Here is a 17,688-nt window from a genome sequence, read left to right as displayed (position 1 = left end):
AGTCGCACCCGGCGACGCGAAGTTCCGTCGATCAGCCTTCTGTGACCCCTATCACATGACCAGGTGTGGATCGTCCCGAGGATTTGGCGATGATCTACGAATTGCACTGGCAGACAGATAAAAGCCAACTGCGATCGCCTAATTCACCCGCGGTGACGTCCGGGCGCCGCGAGCTCGTCGAGGACGGCCCAGTGCGAGGTCGCGGGGAGCCTGTCCGCCGCGCGGGTCGGAGCGCCGGTGCGGACCGACGCCGGGAGCGTGCCCCGCAGTCGTGACATGGTCCACTGAGGACTGCGCTGGCCACTCGCACGACCACTCGCACCCGTGCTGCTGGGCCGTGTTGCCCGGTTCCGTCGTCTGGTCCTCGTGGTGGAACCGGAACAGCATCGCGGGAGCCGCCCGTGCGGTCCGTTCTCCTCAGTCGGTGGTGCCCGTGTGGTCGGTGAGGCCGAGGCGGAGGTGCTCGCTGTGGTAGACGGCCTCGTCGAGGAGTTGGGCGACGTGGTTGTCGTAGAGGCTGTAGATGATGCTGCGGCCGGAACGGGACCCGGTGACCAGGCCGAGGTTGCGCAGCAGTCGCAACTGGTGGGACACGGCGGACTGTTCCATGCCGACCGCTTCGGCCAGTTCGGTGACCGGGCGGGGGCCTTGGCGGAGTTCGGTGAGGATGAGCAGCCTGCTGGGGGTGGCGAGGGCTTGCAGCGTGTTGGCGACGTGCACGGCCGCGTCGGCGTCGAGCCGTGCGGCTCGCCGGTCCCGCCCTTCGACGCCGTGTCCCATGACCGGGGAGTTTAGGGGATGGTTCGCGGCTGGGTGGTGGTCTGCGGGGCCGTCAGAACACGACAGGAGATCACATGAACACGTCTTCACTTGTGCTGTTATGTTGGGGTGGCCCGTTCGAGCTCTCGGAGGTGCCCTGTGGTCTCGTCCGCCGCCACGCTGGACCGTTCGGCCGCTCCCGTCCCGGTGCGGAAGCGGAGGGCTCTGCTGTTCACGCTGCCGGAGACCCGGTGGGCGGGGGCCGCGCTGGTGTTGTTCCTGCTCGCGCTGCTCGCGCAGTCGCTCGGTGGGCCGGGGTGGTTGTGGTGGTCGCTGTACCTGGCCTGCTACGCGACCGGCGGGTGGGAGCCCGCCCTCGCCGGGGTACGGGCGCTGGGGGAGAGGTCGCTGGACGTGGACCTGTTGATGGTGGTCGCGGCGGTCGGGGCGGCGGCGATCGGGCAGGTGTTCGACGGCGGGTTGCTGATCGTCATCTTCGCCACCTCCGGGGCGCTGGAAGCCCTGGTCACCGCCCGTACCGAGGAGTCGGTGCGCGGTCTGCTCGACTTGGCGCCCGACACCGCGACCCGGCTCGGGGCCGGTGGTGGGCACGAGACCGTCCGGGTGGTCGACCTCGAGGTGGGCGATGTGGTGCTGGTCCGGCCCGGTGAGCGGATCGCCGCCGACGGCGCGGTCGCGGCGGGGGCGAGTGAGGTCGACCAGGCCACGATCACCGGCGAGCCGTTGCCGGTGGACAAGGCCGTCGGGGACGAGGTCTTCGCGGGGACGCTGAACGGGACCGGGTCGCTGCGGGTCCGGGTGCGGCGCCGGGCGGGGGAGTCCGTGGTCGCCCGCATCGCCGCCCTGGTCGAGGAGGCCAGCCGGGCGAAGGCGAAGACGCAGTTGTTCATCGAGAAGGTCGAGCAGCGCTACTCGGTGGGCATGGTCGCCGCCACCCTCGCCGTGTTCGCGGTGCCGCTGCTCTGGGGGGAGGAACTGCGCGACTCCCTGCTGCGGGCGATGACGTTCATGATCGTCGCCTCGCCGTGCGCGGTCGTCCTGGCCACGATGCCCCCGCTGCTGGCCGCCGTCGCCAACGCCGGGCGCCACGGTGTGCTGGTCAAGTCCGCCGTGGTGATGGAACAGCTCGGGACCACCACGCGCGTCGCCTTCGACAAGACCGGCACCTTGACCCGGGGCGCCCCCGAGCTGCGCGAGGTCCGGCTGCTGCCCGGTGCGGGGTGCGCCGAGGACGAGGTGCTGCGGCTGGCCGCGGCGGTGGAGCGGCTCAGCGAACACCCGCTGGCCTCGGCCGTCGTGCGCGCGGCCGACCTCCGGGGGATCGCCCTGCCCGCCGCGGACGGGTTCTCCGCGCAGCCGGGGCGGGGTGTCTCGGGTGTGGTCGAGGACCGGCGCGTGCGGGTCTGCTCACCGGCGGCGGTGGACTCCCCGCGCGGCGGGCCCGAAGCCGCCGCCGTGGTCGCCGACCTCCAGGAACGGGGTGACACCGCGGTCGTCGTCCTGTGCGACGGGCGCCCGCTCGGGGTGTTGGGCATCACCGACCAGCTCCGCGCCGAGGCGCAGGCGGGCGTCGCCGCCCTCACCCGGCTCACCGGCGCCGCCCCGGTGCTGCTCACCGGGGACAACCGCGCTGCCGCCACCCGCCTCGCCGAGCGGGTCGGCATCACCGACGTCCGCGCCGACCTGCTCCCCGAGGACAAGGTCGGTGCCGTGCGCGACCTGCAAGCCCGGGGGCAGCGGGTGGCCGCGGTCGGGGACGGCATCAACGACGCGCCCGCGCTGGCCGCCGCGCACACGGGTATCGCGATGGGCGGCGCGGGTGCCGACCTCACCCTGCGGGCCGCCGACGCCATCGTCGTCCGCGACGACCTCTCCGCCATCCCCGCGGTCATCGCCCTCTCCCGGCGCGCTCGGCGCGTCGTGACCGCGAACCTGGTCATCGCGGGCGCGTTCATCGTCGTCCTCGTGTCCTGGGACCTGCTCGGCTCGCTGCCGCTGCCCCTCGGGGTCGCCGGTCACGAGGGCTCCACCGTCATCGTCGGCCTCAACGGTCTCCGCCTGCTGCGCTCCGCCGCGTGGCGGAACGCCGTTCCCCGCCTCGGCGTGGGCGGAGACGGGCGCGGGTGACGCCACGGCATCGTGCGGGGTTGTCCACTCCGGATCTAAGTCACTTATGCGCATCTACTAATGTATCGTTCCGAGTGGTCCACCGACCTCGGTGGGCAACCCACGACGAGCGGAAGGCGAGTGGCATGACCACGGCACACCTGGAGCACACCGACCACGACCACGCGCACGGTGAGGGTTGCGGTCACGTGGCGATTCCGCACGGTGACCACGTCGACTACTTCCACGACGGACACCTGCACCGCTCGCACGGTGGCCACTTCGACGAGTGCGAGCCCGCGGAGCACGGTGCGCACGACGACCACGGCGACCACGCGCACGGCGAGGGCTGTGGCCACGTCGCCGTCCCGCACGGTGACCACGTCGACTACATCCACGACGGGCACCGCCACGCCGCGCACGGTGAGCACTACGACGAGCACTGAGCTGCCGAGTGGGGCCGTCAGCGGACGGCCCCACTCGAACCGGTCCACCCCGGGGAGCGACCTCTCCCGCTCGGACCGCGCCGAACCCCGGCTTCGACGGGCACGTCGTGCCGGGGTTCGGCGCGGGATCAGGAGCGGGCGGGGCCGGGGTAGGGCAGCAGGGCCATCTCGCGGGCGTTCTTGATGGCGACGGCGACCTGCTTCTGCTGCTGCGGCGTGAGACCGGTCACCCGTCGGGCGCGGATCTTGCCGCGGTCGGAGATGAACTTGCGCAGCAGCACCGCGTCCTTCCAGTCCACGGTGTCGATGCCCGCCGTGATGAGCGGGTTGGGCTTCTTCTTGCCGGGGCGGCGTTCTGGCTTGGGCACGGGAACCTCCTACCAGCTCGACTTGCTGACACCGGGCAGTTCGCCGCGGTGGGCCATCTGGCGCATCCGCACCCGGGACAGGCCGAACGCCCGCAGGTAGCCCCGGGGCCTGCCGTCGGCCGAGTCCCGGTTGCGGATGCGGACCGGGCTCGCGTCGCGGGGGAGCCGTTGCAGCGCGGCCCACGCGGCCGCGCGCTCCTCGTCGGTCGACTTCGGCGAGCGGGCCGTCTCCTTGAGCTCGGCGCGGCGCTCGGCGTAGCGGGCGACGATCACCTTGCGCTGCTCGTTCTTGGCGATCTTGGACTTCTTGGCCATCAGCGGTCCTCCCGGAACTCGACGTGGCGGCGCGCCACGGGGTCGAACTTGCGCAACACCAGGCGATCCGGGTCGTTGCGGCGGTTCTTGCGGGTCACGTAGGTGAAGCCGGTCCCGGCGGTGGACCGGAGCTTGACGATCGGCCGGAGCTCGTTGCGCGCCATCAGATCCGCGCCCCGCTCGCGCGCATCCTGGCCACGACGGCCTCGACGCCGAGCTTGTCGATGGTCTTGATCCCCTTGGCGGACACGGTGAGCGTGATCCACCTGTTCTGCGAGGGCAGCCAGTAGCGGCGCCGCTGCACGTTGGGGTTCCAGCGGCGCGAGGTGCGCCGGTTGGAGTGCGACACCTGCTTGCCGAAACCCGGTTTGCGCCCGGTCACCTGGCACACCGCGGACACATGACCTCCTAGAAATGGGTGTCATTTTCATCTGGACGTCGGCCAGAGTAGCGTGTGCGTCGACCGATATGGAAACCATTGTCGTTAGGAGGGGTGCGTGTCGCCCGATCCACCTGCTCACCGACGCCGAACCGGCCGGCGGGGCCGGTGGGCGCGCCACCCCGATCCGTTCGGCGCCCGGCACGCCGACCCGTGCGGGGGCACCGGGGGCGTCGACCCCGGGGCCCCGCCCACCAGAAGGGAAGAACCATGAAACCGGGCATCCACCCCGACTACCACCCCGTGGTGTTCCGCGACCAGGCGACCGGGAAGTCGTTCCTGACCCGCTCGACCGCGACCTCCACCACGACCGTCGAGTGGGAGGACGGCAACACCTACCCGCTGATCACGGTCGACGTGACCTCGGACTCGCACCCGTTCTGGACCGGCAACCAGCGGGTCATGGACACCGCGGGCCGGGTCGAGAAGTTCAACCGCCGCTACGGCGCCCGGGTGCGCGGGGGCAAGGGCTGATGGCCGTCCCCAAGCGCAAGACCTCCCGGTCGAACACCCGCTCCCGCCGCGCCCAGTGGAAGGCCGCCGTGCCCGACCTGGTGCCGGTCACCGCGCTCGACGGCCGCAAGCTCATGGTCCCCCGCAGGCTCGTCAAGGCCTACCAGCGCGGCCTGCTCTGACCGCTGTGGCCGCGAGTCCCCGTGGACTCGCGGCCACAACTCCGCGGGAATCCGCCCGCGCACCGGGCGACCCGGTCGATGGCCGCTGCCATTGGCACGTCGCATCCTCGACAACCTCGCTCGGCACGGGCAACGGGTCAACTGCTCGGAATGCCAGATGGCCGATGCGGTCTGCCCCTGCCCGGTCGGCATCGGTGTGCCGGTCGTCCGGCGTCGTGCGGGTCAGCAGTCGGGCAGGCTGTCGGTTTCGAAGACGTCGTTGCCCCGGGCGAACCCGTAGTTGCCGTTGTCGGCTCGGGTGTAGATCCAGTGGGTGCCGAGCGGGCCATCGCCGTCCTGTCGGCAGAAGAAGTAGTTGCGGGAGCGCTGCAGGTGACCGACGGTCACGTGGTCGTCGATGACTTCGGTGTTCGGGCGGTTCGTGCAGGACCAGCGGTTGTTCGCCAGGTCGGGCGTGCACGGTATGACCATGGTGGTCGCCGAGGCCGGGGCCATCGCGCTGAGGCATGCCGCCACCGCCACCGCGGAAGCCGAGACCGCTTTCCACCGCGTCCTGGTCATGGTCCTGGTCATGGTCCCCCATCTCATCCCGCTGAATCGTCGCGGCAAGGTTTTCCTGCCGCACAAGGAGAATGACACCGACAAGTGGCTGGCGACAGCAACCACGTCCAGGTTGCCTCGTCCGGTCGGATCGGTTCACACGATTGCCAGATCGGCGCACATCGGACCGTCATCGCCACCCGCACCACAACCTCGATCGAGTGGAGTCGACGTCGAATCGGGTGAGACCGCCCGCTGGACCGTCACCCACTACCCGTTCCCGCGACCTCGATGCCCACACTCCGACCAGTCGGTGGTCTCGATGGGCGGGTGCGGGAGCACATGAGCACCCGCACCGGCGATCTTCTCGGTACCCTCATGTTCTCATCGTCGCGTTCAGGGGGCGTGGTGTCGGGCGATCCGGGGTCCAGGAACCGCGTGGAGGGGAACCACCACGGGAACATCGTGCAGGCGCGCGCCATCCATGGCGACGTGCACTTCCACCACGTCCCCACCGCGGACGTGCCCCACCAGGTGCCCCTGGCTCCCGTCCGGTTCGTCAACCGGTCCGCGGAGTTGGCAGCGGGCGGCGGGGCTCTGGGCGCGGGGGAGGGGCGCGGGTCGCGGATCACCGTGTTGACCGGGTTGCCGGGGGCTGGCAAGTCGGCGCTGGCCAGGCGGTTGGTGGAGTTGAACCGGGGTGCGTACCCCGGTGGCGAGCTGTACGTCGACTTCGGGGCTGTGGCGGTCGCCGACCACCAGGAAGCGGTGGGCGACGCGCTGGGCTCGTGCTTGTTGGCGCTGGGGGTGTCCCCGCAACTGGTCCCGGCCTCGCTGGCCGATCGGACCGGGCTGTTCCGGTCGAAGACCGCGGCCTCGCCGGTGTTGGTCGTGTTGGACGACGTGGCCGAACCCGGGCAGGTGCCCGCGTTCCGGCCGCAGGCCCCGGGCAGCGCGGTGCTGGTCACGAGCAACGCGCAGTTGACCGAGCTGCGGTTGGACGGGGCGGACGTGGTCGAGGTGGGGCCGTTGGACGAGGCCGCGGGCACGCACATGCTGCGGGAGCTGTGCGGCACCCGGGCGGCGGTAGGTGAACCCGACCTGGCCGCGCTGGTGCGGGAGTGCGGCGGGCTGCCGGTCGCGCTGCGGGTGGCCGCTGCTCGGCTGGTGGGGCGGCGCTCCCTGACGGTGCGGGCGCTGGTCGAGGAGATCGCCGACACCCGCCGGGGCGCGGGGGCGTTCCGGGTCAACGGCGAGGACAAGGTGAGCGCGGTGTTCGCCGTCGCGTACCGCAAGCTCCCCGGGGACGCCGCTCGGCTCTACCGGCTGCTGGGGGCGTCGCCGGTCGCGGACTTCACGGTGGAGCTCGCCGCCGCTGTGCTCGACATCGACGAGGGCGGTTGCGCGGACCTGGTGGATGTGGTGGTCGAGGCCGGGCTGCTCCAAGAGGTGACCGGGGGTCGTCACCGCTTCCACGGGCTGGTGCGCAGGCACGCGGCGAGCGAGGCGGCGGCCGACCCGGCGGAGCTGGCGGCCGGGGTCCGGCGGGCCGTGGGGTTCCTGCTGGTGTCGGCGGCGTTCGGCGACCTGGCGATCCTCGGACCCGGTCGCTACCGGTGCACTCCGCACGACCAGGTGCTGACCGGCCGGGAGGACCCGTTCTCCGGTGACAAGGCCGCGGCGCTGGAGTGGATGGACGTCGAGCGGCCGAACCTCGCCGCCGGGGTCCGCACCGCGCTGGAGCAGGGCTGGTACGACCAGGCGTGGCAGTTGGCGGAATCGGCCACCGCCCTGTACGCCAACCGCCGGTACCTGGTCGACTGGACCGAGACCAGCGAACTCGGCTCGCGGGCGGCGAGGCTCGCGGGCAACGCCGAGGCGGAAGCCCGGCTGCGCAGCTTCGCGTCGCGGGCGTGGATCGACCTCGGGGACACCGCACGCGCTCGGGCGGAGCTCGATCAGGCATTCCCGCTGCTGGCAGGCACCGAGGACACCCGGTTGGTGGCGTCGGTGCACGAGATGGACGGTCGCCACCACGAGGCGGTCGGGGACCACGCGCGGGCGCTGGCGGCTTTCCAGCGGTCGTTGGACCTGTTCACCAGCATGGACGATCTGCGCGGTGCCGCGTCGCTGACCTACTTCATCGGGTGCGCCCGGTTCGCCCTGGGTGACCTGGCCGACGCCCAGGCGACCTTGGGTCGGGCGGCGGAGCTGTTGCGCGAGGTCCCGGACTCGAAGATGGAGGGCCGGGCGTTGATCACCATCGGCAGGGTGCGCGAAGCCCTCGGCGATGACGATCAGGCCGGCGCGGCGTTCGGCCGAGCCGTGGACGTGCTGGTCGCGGGCAACGACCTGTTCCACGAGTCCTGGGCGCGCGAAGCCGCCGCGAACCTCGCGGAGCGCCGGGGTGACGTGGAGGCGGCCCGCCTCCACGTCACCCGCATGGTGGAGATCCAGGTCCGACTCGGCGGCGGCCGGGTCGACGAGCTCACGGCCCGGTTGGCCGCCCTGGGCTGACGCGCAGGCCCAGCCGATCCCGGCGGCCGCCGGTGTCGGCGGTGTGCTCGCCGTCGGCGAGGCACCCGGTCAGCAGCAGGTGGTGGACGACCGAGCCGATCACGGACACAGCAGCGGTCGACGTCGCGCGGACGAGCCGTCCGCCGCGGACCACCACCACCGCCCCACCCGCAACAGCGGCTGCGGCGATGCGCGCGCCGGGGTACGCGGCGAGCGCCGACGAGGCCAAAGCGACCGCCTGGGCCTCGTCCGCCGGGTCCTCGCGGTAGATGATCGACGCCTTCTGCGTCAAGCGCAGGTTGCTCGCGCCCTCCTCGACCGCCAGGTGCCATCCCTCCCGGGGCGGCTGGACCTGTGCGGGCCTGCGCTCCACTGAGACGCCGTTCCCAGCCGCGGCGGTCCGGACCCGGAAAGCGGCAGCGGGCCGGTGGGCCACGGGAGTGGGGTCGGGTGCGCGGTGCAGGGCGGGAGGCCGGCTCGGGGCGGTCTTCAGCAACCGGTAGATGAGGTCCTGCAAGCGCTCGTGGGCTCCGCCCTGGTTGGCGAACACCCGCTCGGCGAGAGCCCGGTGGTCTTCCGGCGGGAGGGCGTTGTCGATCTGCGTGCGCAGGTCCGCGGTGACGTCGAGCCGCGGGATGAGGTGCTGCAGGTCCGCCACCGGAGTCCCGGGCTCGATCTCCGCGGACAGGTCGGTCAGCAACAGCGACCTGCCCAGTCCGGCGGCGTAGAGGCCGAGCGAGCCGTGGTCGGTGACCACCACGTCAGCCGCGACCAGCGCGGCGTGCCACCCGGAGTCCGGGGGGAGCAGCAGCATGCCCGCGTCGAGTTCGTCGGCGAACAGGACCTCCAGGTCGCGTCCGCCGTGCGCGGCCCACAGGTTCGGGTGCGCCACCAGGCACACCCGGTACTGGTCGTGGGGCAACCCGGCCAGCAGCCGCATCGGCAGCTCGGGCCGCCTGCCCACCGCCGCGTCCACACCCCAGGTGGAGGCGACCACCACCAACCGCTCGTCCTGCACCCCGAGGCGGCGCCGGTACCGGGCGCGCAGCGGCAGGCTCGAGACCAGCCGGTCGAACTCAGCGGACACAGACCGGCCCGTCAGGCGTCAGCGGCTTCCGGCTTCCGGCTTCCGGCTTCCGGCTTCCGGCTTCCGGCTTCCGGCCAATTTTGATGGTCTTAGCAGGTCAGAGGCATGTTGATTTTTCAGGTGGGGGTGCCCCGAGGAGATCGACGACATCGTGGCTCCGGACACCGGTGCACTTTATGCCGGTCCTGGAAGTCAGGCGGGCGTGTCGGACAAGACCTCGTGGGTGGCCTGCCGCACGTTGCGAGCGGTGTCGACCCGCTCGACACGCGGCGGATCTCCACGGACATTGCCACGTTTTCGACGTGCGGCCGGTCGTGGTGTGACAGCCTGGCGCAGCGACGGCCGTTCGGGGGAACGTCGCCGGGCTGATCTGACCGCCGTGGGGGACGGGTTGTGACGGAGTCGTGCGAGGGCACCGGGGTCGCGGGTGGGGTCGTGCCGCCATGCGTTGACCCCCTTCCCGGTCGGCCGACCGGCTCATGACGCGCAGGCGCGGCGGCTCGTCCCACCACGGCGGGTCGAGCGGTCCGAGCACGTCGAGCCCGGTCGGCTCCGGTGGCGCGGGCGTCGCGTCGGGCACGGGGGTGGACCCCGACGCCCTGGACTCCGTGGGCAGCCGCTTCTCCGGCCGGGCAGAGCAGATCCGCGATGGCATCGGCGGCAGGCTGAACATCAGCGCGTCGTCGCAGAGCGCGGGTGTGTTCGGCCAGGTCGCGATGACCAGGGCCGACGAAGTCGTCCGCACCGCCCGCGAAGGCGTGGCCCGCGCGGCCACCTCGGCGGAGACCAGCGGCCAGAAGGTCAAGGACACCGCCCGGGCAGCCCGGGGCACCGACCAGTCGAACGCGTCCAACCTCCGCCAGTCGGGCGACAGCCTGGGCAAGTCCGTTCCCCGCCCGCCAGGGGGCGCGAGCACCGCCGCTCCCCGCACCCCTGGGACGCCCGCGCCATCCCGTGCGCCGACCACCGCGACCTCGCCCCCGGGCTCCGACACCCCCGGGACTCGTCCCCGTCCATCGCGCTCGCCGAACGTGTCCGACGGCGCGAGCGCTCCGCGTTCGGGGACGCCCGCGCGCCCGCCGACCACACCGGATGAGCGGAGCGCTCCGGCCGCCCGTCCGGGTGCGCCCGCGCGCCCGTCTGGTTCGCCCCCTGCTCCCACGTCGGCGCCGGGATCGCCTACGGGGCCCACCCGGCAACCGACGCCCGCCCCATCCTCCGACCCGGCAGGGTCCCGACCGGCGTCGGGGCCGCCCACCGGGCGCGCGGGTGGGCCGCCTGCCGGGGCACCACCTCAGCAGGCACCCGACCGGCAGAGCCGCTTGCCCTCGCAGGGACCTGGCTCGTCCGGGCAGGGCCTCAGCACCCCGTCCCAGGGACAAGGACCGCCGCGAGCGGGTCAGGTCCCGCCCCGGCAAGCGCACGGCGCACCGCAGGCGGGTCAGCAGGGGGCGCCGCGCCCGGCGAACGTGCCACCGCGGTCGGATCGGCAGAGCCCGGCGCACGGTTCGGCGCAGCCAGACCGCGCCCAGCCCCACCAGGGGCAGCCGCAGCGCGCACCCGGTTCACCGGGACCAGGTCAGCCGCAGGGGCCTGGGCCCCGTGCGCCCGAGTCGGGCACGCCGGGCGACCGCCCGCGGCAAGCGGCAGGCACACCGCCGCAGCCCGGCCACGGTTCATCGCAGCCGGGCCACGGCGGGCCGATGCGGGGCAACGGTCCCGCGCCGCAGGGCCCACGCCCCCCGGACATGTCCCAACCGCACGGTGTCCCGCCCCGAGGGAGCGACGCTCCGCCGAAGGGCCATGGTCAGCCACCGCCGGGCCATCGCCCGCCGCCGGGCGCGGGATCGTCCGTCCAAGGACCACCACCCGGTTCGCCACGACCGGGCACCGGTCCGCTGCCGGGCGCGCACGGGCAGCCGCGGACCGGTCCGGCCACCGCGCGGCCTCCTGATGCCCATCGGGACCACACGCCGGTGCGGTCGCCGGACCCGGGGGCCGAACCGCGTCGTCCAGACCACCTCGGTCGCCCGGAGCAGGCGCAGGACCGGCCCGATCGCACCGACTCCGCACACCGCGCCGACCCGAACACCCCCGACGAGCCGCGCACCGGCGGCGACCCGAACCGGAGCCAGGACCAGGACACAGCCCAGGACCAGCCCTCCGACCGAGACCCGACCGCCGATCCCGAGAGGGTCCAGGACGGGGCTGAGCCGGATCGGGCGAACGACCCGGGACCCACGCCTGACGAGCGCAGGGACACCGCGGACGCGCAGGACGCCGACGACGCCACCCACACCTTCCTGATGGTGTGCACGGAGTACAGCCCGGAGAAGGGTGGCGTCGTGGTCTTCAACCGGGCGCTCGCCGAGGCGCTGGCCGACGCCGGGCACAACGTGATCGTGCGCATCGGCGAGGACGCCTCCCGCTACGCGGACGCCCAGCGGCCCAACCTGCGGATCATCGGTCCCCGGGACCTGCCTGCCTCGCCGGATTCGCGCAAACTGCTCGGGACCGCGGACGATCCCGACGACATGCCCGACAACGTCGACTTCGTCATCGGGCACACGCGCTTCTCCGGCCCGGACGCCGCGGCGACCCGCGACGCCAGGTACCCGGACGCGAAGCTGGTCCACTTCGTCCACATGGTGCCCGAAGCCCTCGGTCGGGTGAAGGCGGACGACGATCCGAACGACCGGGCCGCGGGTATCGTGAACCACGCCATCGAGCGCGACCTGGTGGCGAGGGCGGACCTCGCGGTCGGCGTCGGACCGGCCATCGCCGAGAACGTGCGGGAGATGGTCGAGCAGGCCAGAGCGGCGGGAGGTCCGGTGGCGACGAAGGAGGTGCACGAGCTGATCCCCGGGATGGAGTTCGTGGACCGCAGACCACGCTCCATCGAAGGGCGTGAGATGAAGGTGCTCCTGTTCGGCCGGGCCGACGTCGGCCAGAAGGGCGCCAAGGAGGCGGCGCGAGTGGTCTCCATGTTGCAGGCCGCAGGGCGCCCTGTGCAGCTGACCGTACGTGGTGTACCCGCGAAACAGGTGGTGGAGCAGCAGGAACAGCTCGCCGTTGTGGCAAGAGCCGAAGTCGAGGTGCGCCCGTTCACGACGGACCGCGCCGACCTGCACACCGACTTGGACGATGCCGATGTGATGGTCATGACCTCGCGCGCCGAGGGTTTCGGGCTCACCGCCCAGGAGGCCGCCGGGGCGGGGGTGCCCGTCGTGGTCCCGTCCAGCAGTGGCTTCGGCCGCTGGCTCGGCGACGGGTTCTCGGCGGCCAATGCCGGACCGAGCATCGTCGAGCAGGGTTTCGAGGACCGGGTGCCGGAGGACCGCTGGTTTGAGGCGCTGAAGAACGTGGCGGACAATTACGACGATGCGCAGGAGCGCGCCCTGGCGTTGCAGCAGGAGTTCAAGGACCAGAATGTCACCTGGTCTGGCACGGTGGAGAGTTTGATCGATGCTCTTGGGAGGCTGTGATGACCGGTGACGAACTCGTGGATCGTTATGCGAGGTTGCGGCGGGCTGCCGCGGCGTTGCTCGAGGTGACTGAGACTGCTGAGGTGTCTGTGGTGCACCGGGACAAGTTGGATGGTTTGGCGGCGGCGCTGGCGGAGCCCGGGCCCTCGGGTGTCAGTGCCAGAGAGGTTGTCGATCCCAGCCTGCACCTGTTGTCCTCGCGAACTTACCGGAGAGGCGCTCCCGATGGTGCACTGCGCCCGTTTGCCGAAAGGGCTCGGAGCATTAGGGAGAGTCTGGCCCTTGATGATGCGAGTGAGGAGCCGCGTGGGGAGTGGCCTGATGTGTGGGACCCGACTTTGACTGAGGTGCAGGCCATGGTGGTGGGGACGTTGTTGCGGGAGTTGGTGGCGCGGTTGGTGGCCACGGGTGATTCCGGTGGTCGGGAGTTGGCGGTTGTGGTGGGGGAGGTGGCCGACGAGGTCCTGGCGTCGACGTTCGTCGGGGCGCAGCGATGAGTGGTGTGCGGCCAGTGGTGGTCTATTCCGGGCGCAGCGATCTCATGCAGCACGGTGCGATGCGCAGGAGCGCGCCCTGGCGTTGCAGCAGGAGTTCAAGGACCAGAATGCCACCTGGTCTGGCACGGTGGAGAGGTTGATCAATGCTCGTGGGAGGCTGTGATGACCGGTGACGAACTCGCGGATCGTTATGCGAGGTTGCGGCGGGCTGCCGCAGCGTTGCTCGAGGTGACTGAGACTGTTGAGGTGTCGTTGTTGCACCGGGACCATCTGGATGGTTTGGCGGCGGCTTTGGCGGAGCCCGGGCCCTCGGGTGTCACTGTCAGAAAGGTTGTCGATCCCAGCCTGCACCTGTTGTCCTCGCGGGATTACCAGAGCGGTACGCCCGATGGTGCACCGCGCCCGTTTGCCGGCGAGGCTCGGAGCATTCGAGAGGATTTGGCCCTTGATGATGCGACTGAGGAGCCGCGTGGGGAGTGGCCTGATGTGTGGGACCCGACTCTGACTGAGGTGCAGGCCATGGTGGTGGGGACGTTGTTGCGGGAGTTGGCGGCGCGGTTGGTGGCCACAGGCAATTCCGGTGGTCGGGAGTTGGCGGTTGTGGTGGAGGAGGTGGCCGACGAGGTCTTGGCACCGACGTTCGTCGGGGCGCAGCGATGAGTGGTGTGCGGCCAGTGGTGGTCTATTCCGGGCGCAGCGACCTCATGCAGCACGGTGCGCACGAGTCCGCGCTGATGGTGCGCGGCGTCGGGCCGGAGCGCGCGGTGCGCATGGTCGTGAACGGCGCGCCCCCGGAAACGGTGCGTGCGGCCCGGCGGTTGTTGTCGCAGGTCGCCGGACGCGCGGTGGAGGTGCGTGCGTACTCGACGGACAAGCGGGCGCAGCGCGAACTGGTCCGCGCGGCGGACCTGGTCATCGTGCCCGCTCGCGCGGAGAACGTCGGCTTGACCGCGCTGGACGCAATCGTGGCGGATGTGCCGGTGCTGGTGCCGGACACCTGCGGCGTGGGGAACTTCCTGGCCGGGAGCGGACGGATCGACCCGCGGTTGGCCGAGCACTCGGTGATCCGGCGTGCCGAGGGGGAGGCGGCGGTGCCGATCGAGCGGTGGGTGGCCGGACTTGCGGCGGTGCTCGACGATCCGCGGGAGGCCCGGCGGCGGGCGGTGGAACTGCGCGAGGCGGTGGTGACCGCGCTGCGGACGCTGCAGAGCGCGGGGCAGTCAGCAGGCGATCTGATCAAGTCCATCATGACCGTGCGCGAGGAGAAGCGATGACCGACGACGACCTGGCGGCGCGGTACGAGACCCTGCGCGCGGCAGCAGCCGATCTGGTCCACCACCAAACGCCGCACAACCCCCCGGTGCCGTACACGGCAGAACTGGATGAGGTGTACCGGTTGCTGTTGGCTGAGCAGGGTTCGGCCACGCGGGTGGAGTCGCCGGTGGGTTCGCTTGATCCGACTCGGTTCAGCCTGGCGTTCACCGACTTCCGGGACGACGGGTCGTCGGCCCCGTACGGGTTGGTGGAGTTGGCGGCTGAGCTCCGTGAGGACCTTGCGGGTGATCGCGGTCGCGGGGAGCACCTGCCGGGTGAACCGGTCCGAGACGTGCACGTGTCGCAGGTGCGGGCGTTGGTGATCGGTCAGTTGCTCCAGGAGTTGGCTGACCGACTCGCTCCAGGGCCCGCCGTCGGCATGGCGCAGGCAGGGCGCGACCTCGCCGAGTTGGCGACCGAGTTCTCCGAGAAGCTGATCAACATGACCTCCATGTGACCTCCGGGGAGTCCTGATAGGACCACGATGACCCGTGGGGGGTTCGTGGGTGTCGGCTGTTGTCGTCCGGGGGGAAGATCGTGACCAAGCGCATCGGGATCATCGGCGGCGCGGCGTTCATCGTCGAGCAGGGACCGGACCGGACCGCGCACGTCGCGGCGGACGCCCCGGTGGACGGGCGGGTCGTCACGCTGCCGGACGGGCGGGAGGTCAAGCGGCTGCCGTTGAGCGGGTTCGAGTCCCTGTTCAACACGGACATTCGTCCGTCCAAATTGGACGAGCTTGCGTTCGACCCGGTAGCGGGCTTCCTGGTCGAGGAAGTCGTCCGGCAGATCCGCACGGAAATTCCGGACGGGCGCGAGGTGGCCTGCTTCACGTCGGTGCTGACGGAACCCGCCGCGGGCGCCAAGCCGGGCACGGCCCCCCTCGACGTGGTCCCCGGTCTCGAGCGCGCGCTCCTCGCGGCCATGCCCGAGGGGGGCCACCGGCTGATGGTCGACTGCGAGGCCACGGGGCCGCGGATGAAGATCGCGGGCCTCGTCCAGAACGAGGACGGCCACATCGGGTACTGGTCGCCGCCCGCGATGGTCGGCCAGTGGTTGCACCGGCAGCGGATGCGGGACTACCACCCCACCCGGGGTACGTGGTGGCGCGCCCGGTTCGAGGTGCGGCAGGGCGCACTGGCCACGATCACCTACGTCGTCGAGCCCCTGGAGCTGGTGACCGACGCCGATGCCGAAGCCGCCGCCGCCGAGCTGCGCGTGCTTCCCCGCAGCGCGGTCGCCACCCCGGGCTGGCTGCTCGCGGCGGCCGTGCGCGGTGAGCAGATTCGCGCCGCGCGGCAGGTCGAGCCGGAGCCTGACGGCCCGCCGGAGCTGGTCCGGTTGTTCGACGGCGTGGACGACGAAGGCCTTCCGACCTGGTACCGGCCGGTGCTCGGGGAGTTGGAACGCGAGGCCGTGCTGGCATACCTGGAGGGCGCGCCGCTCGTGCTGCCCGCCCGCGGCACGACCCGGGACGCGCTGGGCACCGAGGACGTGGTGCCGGTGGGCTTCCACACCGACGGCCGGTTCGTCTGGCCGAGCGCGGTGGCGTACTACCTGCGGGCGCACGGGGTGCCGCCGGTGCCGCCGCTGGTGGAGCGGATCAGGGCGGCGCGGTACCGGCTGCCGGACGGTGTCGCGTCCGTCACGATGGACCGGGCGGCGGCGTCGGCCGTCGGCCGACCGTGGGACGAGTCCGAAGTGGAGGCCAAGGCGCACCGGGCTGTTGAACCGGTGCAGGCGGTGATCACCGACAAGCGGATCAGCCCCCGGTACTACAGCGTGTTCGCCGAGCAGGAAGGTGCCTGGTGCCTGGTCCGCGACGGTGACCGGTACCGCGTGCAGTGGTCGTCGGACCGGTCGAGCGCGGTCCGGTTCGACGATGTGCGGCAGGCCGCGGCGTACCTGGCGGGGCAGTTGTCCGTGAACGCCGCCGAGTTCGGGTCCGAGCCGGGCGAGCAGATCCCGGCGCGGCAGTCGCCGCCGGTCGTGCTGTCCGACGACCCGCCGGTGGAGTCGTTCGCCGGTGTCACGTCGGCGGTGGTCGAGGACATCGAGGTGGACCGGTACGGCGAACCGGACGGCAACCTGGTGTTCGTCGCGGACACCCCGTTCGAACAGCGCGGCCTGCCCGCCGGGTTTGCCTCCCGCCCCCTGCGCCGGTACCGCCTCACCGGCGGCGCGTGGCAGGTGCTCGCGGTGACCTCGGCATCGGGCGGCCGCGGTTACGTCCTGCCGCGGGCGATCATCGAGCACCTGCGCTCCGGGCAACTGGTGGAGGTCACCCGACCCGACCACCCCGGCCTGCCACCGATCACCGACGCGATGCGCGCCGAGGCGGCCCGGAACCCGGGTGGCTGGGTGTACTGCACCGACCCGGACGCCGACCCCCGAGTGATCGAGGGCATGCCGCTGCCCGTCCTGCTGGGCGGCTACAAGGTCGGCGAGGACGGCCGGTTCACCGGCGAGACCCACCTCAACGAGCACCACCGCCCAAGCCCCCGCCGCCGCGGGTACCCGGAACCGCAGACCTTCTTCGAGCTGGTCCTGGGCTACGCCGCCGCCGGGTGGCTGCCGCACGCGCGCCTGCCGCACGCATTCCTGCGATCCTCGTTCATCGTGGAACCCGACAGCACGGGCAACCTGCGAATCGGCGTCGACGCCAACGGCACCCGCTTCCTCGCCGTCTACTCCTCCCCCCGCCACGTCCCGCAGGGCGCCCTGCGGGTGACGCAGGCCGAGGGCCAAGCCCTTGCCATGTCCGGGATCACCATCATCGTCAACCCCGGCACCACCTTCAGCACCCGACTCCCCGGCGACGACCTCGCCCGCGCCGCCACCGATCCGCTGCGTCCTCAGCGACCCGCACCTCCGGCTGGACGACCCGGACCGGTCCACTGGAATCCGGAGCGCGCCTGACACGACGGCTCGGAGTGGGAACGAGAGCCATTCGGTGCGGGGGTTCACACTCTCGGCCGTTCGACGGCTGACCTGAGCGGCCGAATGATCGCTCTCGTGCCGAACACCTGCAACGCCGAGCGGGAGGCGCGGGTGGGTCCTGTGCGTCGGCCTGGTCCCCGACGCGGCCGGTGCGCGCAGGTCGGCCAGGACGGGCCACGGTCGGATGGCGGGCTGGTCGGCACCGGCGGGCGCCGGGCG

The 17,688-nt window shown here is 71.9% G+C and carries 18 protein-coding genes; 11 read left to right on the top strand and 7 right to left on the bottom strand.

The genetic code is table 11. From position 1 onward, the window contains the following. Nucleotides 1-417: 417 nt before the first annotated feature. Nucleotides 418-780, bottom strand: a complete 363-nt coding sequence (locus DFQ13_RS20095) for an ArsR/SmtB family transcription factor (RefSeq protein ID WP_035284372.1) — start codon at nt 778-780, stop codon at nt 418-420. Between the two features lie 186 nt (nt 781-966). Between DFQ13_RS20095 and DFQ13_RS20090 the strand changes: the two genes are divergently transcribed. Next, nucleotides 967-2,907 (top strand): heavy metal translocating P-type ATPase, encoded by a 1,941-nt coding sequence (locus tag DFQ13_RS20090; RefSeq protein WP_325050944.1) that lies wholly within the window; start codon nt 967-969, stop codon nt 2,905-2,907. 125 nt (nt 2,908-3,032) lie between these two features. After that, complete coding sequence (locus DFQ13_RS20085) at nt 3,033-3,332, top strand: hypothetical protein (RefSeq protein ID WP_035284374.1); 300 nt, start codon at nt 3,033-3,035, stop codon at nt 3,330-3,332. Between the two features lie 128 nt (nt 3,333-3,460). Here DFQ13_RS20085 and rpsR read toward each other — a convergent pair whose 3' ends face one another. From rpsR to rpmB, 4 genes are read right to left on the bottom strand one after another with little or no spacing between them, the layout of a single operon-like run. After that, on the bottom strand, nt 3,461-3,700 hold the full coding sequence (gene rpsR / locus DFQ13_RS20080; RefSeq protein ID WP_035284376.1) for a 30S ribosomal protein S18: 240 nt from the start codon (nt 3,698-3,700) through the stop codon (nt 3,461-3,463). Between the two features lie 9 nt (nt 3,701-3,709). After that, complete coding sequence (gene rpsN / locus DFQ13_RS20075) at nt 3,710-4,015, bottom strand: 30S ribosomal protein S14 (RefSeq protein ID WP_035284379.1); 306 nt, start codon at nt 4,013-4,015, stop codon at nt 3,710-3,712. Next, a complete protein-coding gene (rpmG, locus tag DFQ13_RS20070; protein ID WP_110080903.1) occupies nt 4,015-4,179 on the bottom strand; it encodes a 50S ribosomal protein L33 in 165 nt (54 codons plus the stop codon). The genes rpsN and rpmG overlap by 1 nt, the downstream gene beginning before the upstream one ends. Beyond that, nucleotides 4,179-4,415 carry a 50S ribosomal protein L28 gene (gene rpmB / locus DFQ13_RS20065; RefSeq protein WP_035284383.1) on the bottom strand — a complete coding sequence of 79 codons (237 nt, stop codon included), beginning with the start codon at nt 4,413-4,415 and terminating at the stop codon, nt 4,179-4,181. The genes rpmG and rpmB overlap by 1 nt, the downstream gene beginning before the upstream one ends. Nucleotides 4,416-4,664: 249 nt before the next feature. Between rpmB and DFQ13_RS20060 the strand changes: the two genes are divergently transcribed. Together DFQ13_RS20060 and rpmF are read left to right on the top strand one after the other, a co-directional pair. After that, a complete protein-coding gene (locus tag DFQ13_RS20060; protein WP_035284385.1) occupies nt 4,665-4,928 on the top strand; it encodes a type B 50S ribosomal protein L31 in 264 nt (87 codons plus the stop codon). Then, the gene (gene rpmF, locus DFQ13_RS20055) at nt 4,928-5,089 is read left to right on the top strand and encodes a 50S ribosomal protein L32 (protein WP_110080902.1); all 162 of its coding nucleotides are present in this window, start codon (nt 4,928-4,930) and stop codon (nt 5,087-5,089) included. Before DFQ13_RS20060 ends, rpmF begins: the two co-directional genes overlap by 1 nt. Nucleotides 5,090-5,311: 222 nt before the next feature. On the opposite strand, the gene DFQ13_RS20050 is transcribed toward rpmF, so the two are convergent. Further along, nucleotides 5,312-5,662, bottom strand: coding sequence for a hypothetical protein (locus DFQ13_RS20050; RefSeq protein ID WP_146241296.1), 351 nt, complete (start codon nt 5,660-5,662; stop codon nt 5,312-5,314). Between the two features lie 405 nt (nt 5,663-6,067). Here DFQ13_RS20050 and DFQ13_RS20045 point away from each other — a divergent pair, with 405 nt between their 5' ends. Beyond that, nucleotides 6,068-8,146, top strand: coding sequence for an ATP-binding protein (locus tag DFQ13_RS20045; RefSeq protein WP_110080900.1), 2,079 nt, complete (start codon nt 6,068-6,070; stop codon nt 8,144-8,146). On the opposite strand, the gene DFQ13_RS20040 is transcribed toward DFQ13_RS20045, so the two are convergent. Further along, a complete protein-coding gene (locus DFQ13_RS20040) occupies nt 8,118-9,233 on the bottom strand; it encodes a hypothetical protein (protein ID WP_110080899.1) in 1,116 nt (371 codons plus the stop codon). The two genes, DFQ13_RS20045 and DFQ13_RS20040, sit on opposite strands and share 29 nt — an antisense overlap. 1,976 nt (nt 9,234-11,209) lie before the next feature. Between DFQ13_RS20040 and DFQ13_RS33200 the strand changes: the two genes are divergently transcribed. From DFQ13_RS33200 to DFQ13_RS20010, 6 genes are all read left to right on the top strand, one after another. Beyond that, nucleotides 11,210-12,718 carry a glycosyltransferase family 4 protein gene (locus tag DFQ13_RS33200; RefSeq protein ID WP_146241295.1) on the top strand — a complete coding sequence of 503 codons (1,509 nt, stop codon included), beginning with the start codon at nt 11,210-11,212 and terminating at the stop codon, nt 12,716-12,718. Next, complete coding sequence (locus DFQ13_RS20030; RefSeq protein WP_146241294.1) at nt 12,718-13,215, top strand: hypothetical protein; 498 nt, start codon at nt 12,718-12,720, stop codon at nt 13,213-13,215. Before DFQ13_RS33200 ends, DFQ13_RS20030 begins: the two co-directional genes overlap by 1 nt. A gap of 162 nt (nt 13,216-13,377) precedes the next feature. After that, nucleotides 13,378-13,875, top strand: a complete 498-nt coding sequence (locus DFQ13_RS20025) for a hypothetical protein (RefSeq protein WP_146241293.1) — start codon at nt 13,378-13,380, stop codon at nt 13,873-13,875. 14 nt (nt 13,876-13,889) lie between these two features. Further along, the gene (locus DFQ13_RS20020) at nt 13,890-14,489 is read left to right on the top strand and encodes a glycosyltransferase (protein ID WP_110080895.1); all 600 of its coding nucleotides are present in this window, start codon (nt 13,890-13,892) and stop codon (nt 14,487-14,489) included. Next, the gene (locus DFQ13_RS20015) at nt 14,486-14,986 is read left to right on the top strand and encodes a hypothetical protein (protein WP_035286576.1); all 501 of its coding nucleotides are present in this window, start codon (nt 14,486-14,488) and stop codon (nt 14,984-14,986) included. Before DFQ13_RS20020 ends, DFQ13_RS20015 begins: the two co-directional genes overlap by 4 nt. An 80-nt stretch (nt 14,987-15,066) precedes the next feature. Then, on the top strand, nt 15,067-17,448 hold the full coding sequence (locus DFQ13_RS20010; RefSeq protein ID WP_110080894.1) for a glycohydrolase toxin TNT-related protein: 2,382 nt from the start codon (nt 15,067-15,069) through the stop codon (nt 17,446-17,448). The last annotated feature ends 240 nt before the right edge of the window (nt 17,449-17,688 follow it).

This window comes from Actinokineospora spheciospongiae (genome assembly GCF_003182415.1).
In the GTDB taxonomy this organism is placed as follows: Bacteria; Actinomycetota; Actinomycetes; order Mycobacteriales; family Pseudonocardiaceae; genus Actinokineospora; species Actinokineospora spheciospongiae.
Note: the sequence above shows the minus strand (reverse complement) of the source record. Positions and strands in the feature narration are given on the sequence as shown.

Coding starts and splice junctions, on each gene's coding strand:
- DFQ13_RS20095 (WP_035284372.1), bottom strand. CDS start 780: ATGGGACACGGCGTCGAAGGGCGGGACCGGCGAGCCGCACGGCTCGAC.
- DFQ13_RS20085 (WP_035284374.1), top strand. CDS start 3,033: ATGACCACGGCACACCTGGAGCACACCGACCACGACCACGCGCACGGT.
- rpsN (WP_035284379.1), bottom strand. CDS start 4,015: ATGGCCAAGAAGTCCAAGATCGCCAAGAACGAGCAGCGCAAGGTGATC.
- rpmG (WP_110080903.1), bottom strand. CDS start 4,179: ATGGCGCGCAACGAGCTCCGGCCGATCGTCAAGCTCCGGTCCACCGCC.
- DFQ13_RS20060 (WP_035284385.1), top strand. CDS start 4,665: ATGAAACCGGGCATCCACCCCGACTACCACCCCGTGGTGTTCCGCGAC.
- rpmF (WP_110080902.1), top strand. CDS start 4,928: ATGGCCGTCCCCAAGCGCAAGACCTCCCGGTCGAACACCCGCTCCCGC.
- DFQ13_RS20050 (WP_146241296.1), bottom strand. CDS start 5,662: ATGACCAGGACCATGACCAGGACGCGGTGGAAAGCGGTCTCGGCTTCC.
- DFQ13_RS20030 (WP_146241294.1), top strand. CDS start 12,718: ATGACCGGTGACGAACTCGTGGATCGTTATGCGAGGTTGCGGCGGGCT.
- DFQ13_RS20025 (WP_146241293.1), top strand. CDS start 13,378: ATGACCGGTGACGAACTCGCGGATCGTTATGCGAGGTTGCGGCGGGCT.
- DFQ13_RS20015 (WP_035286576.1), top strand. CDS start 14,486: ATGACCGACGACGACCTGGCGGCGCGGTACGAGACCCTGCGCGCGGCA.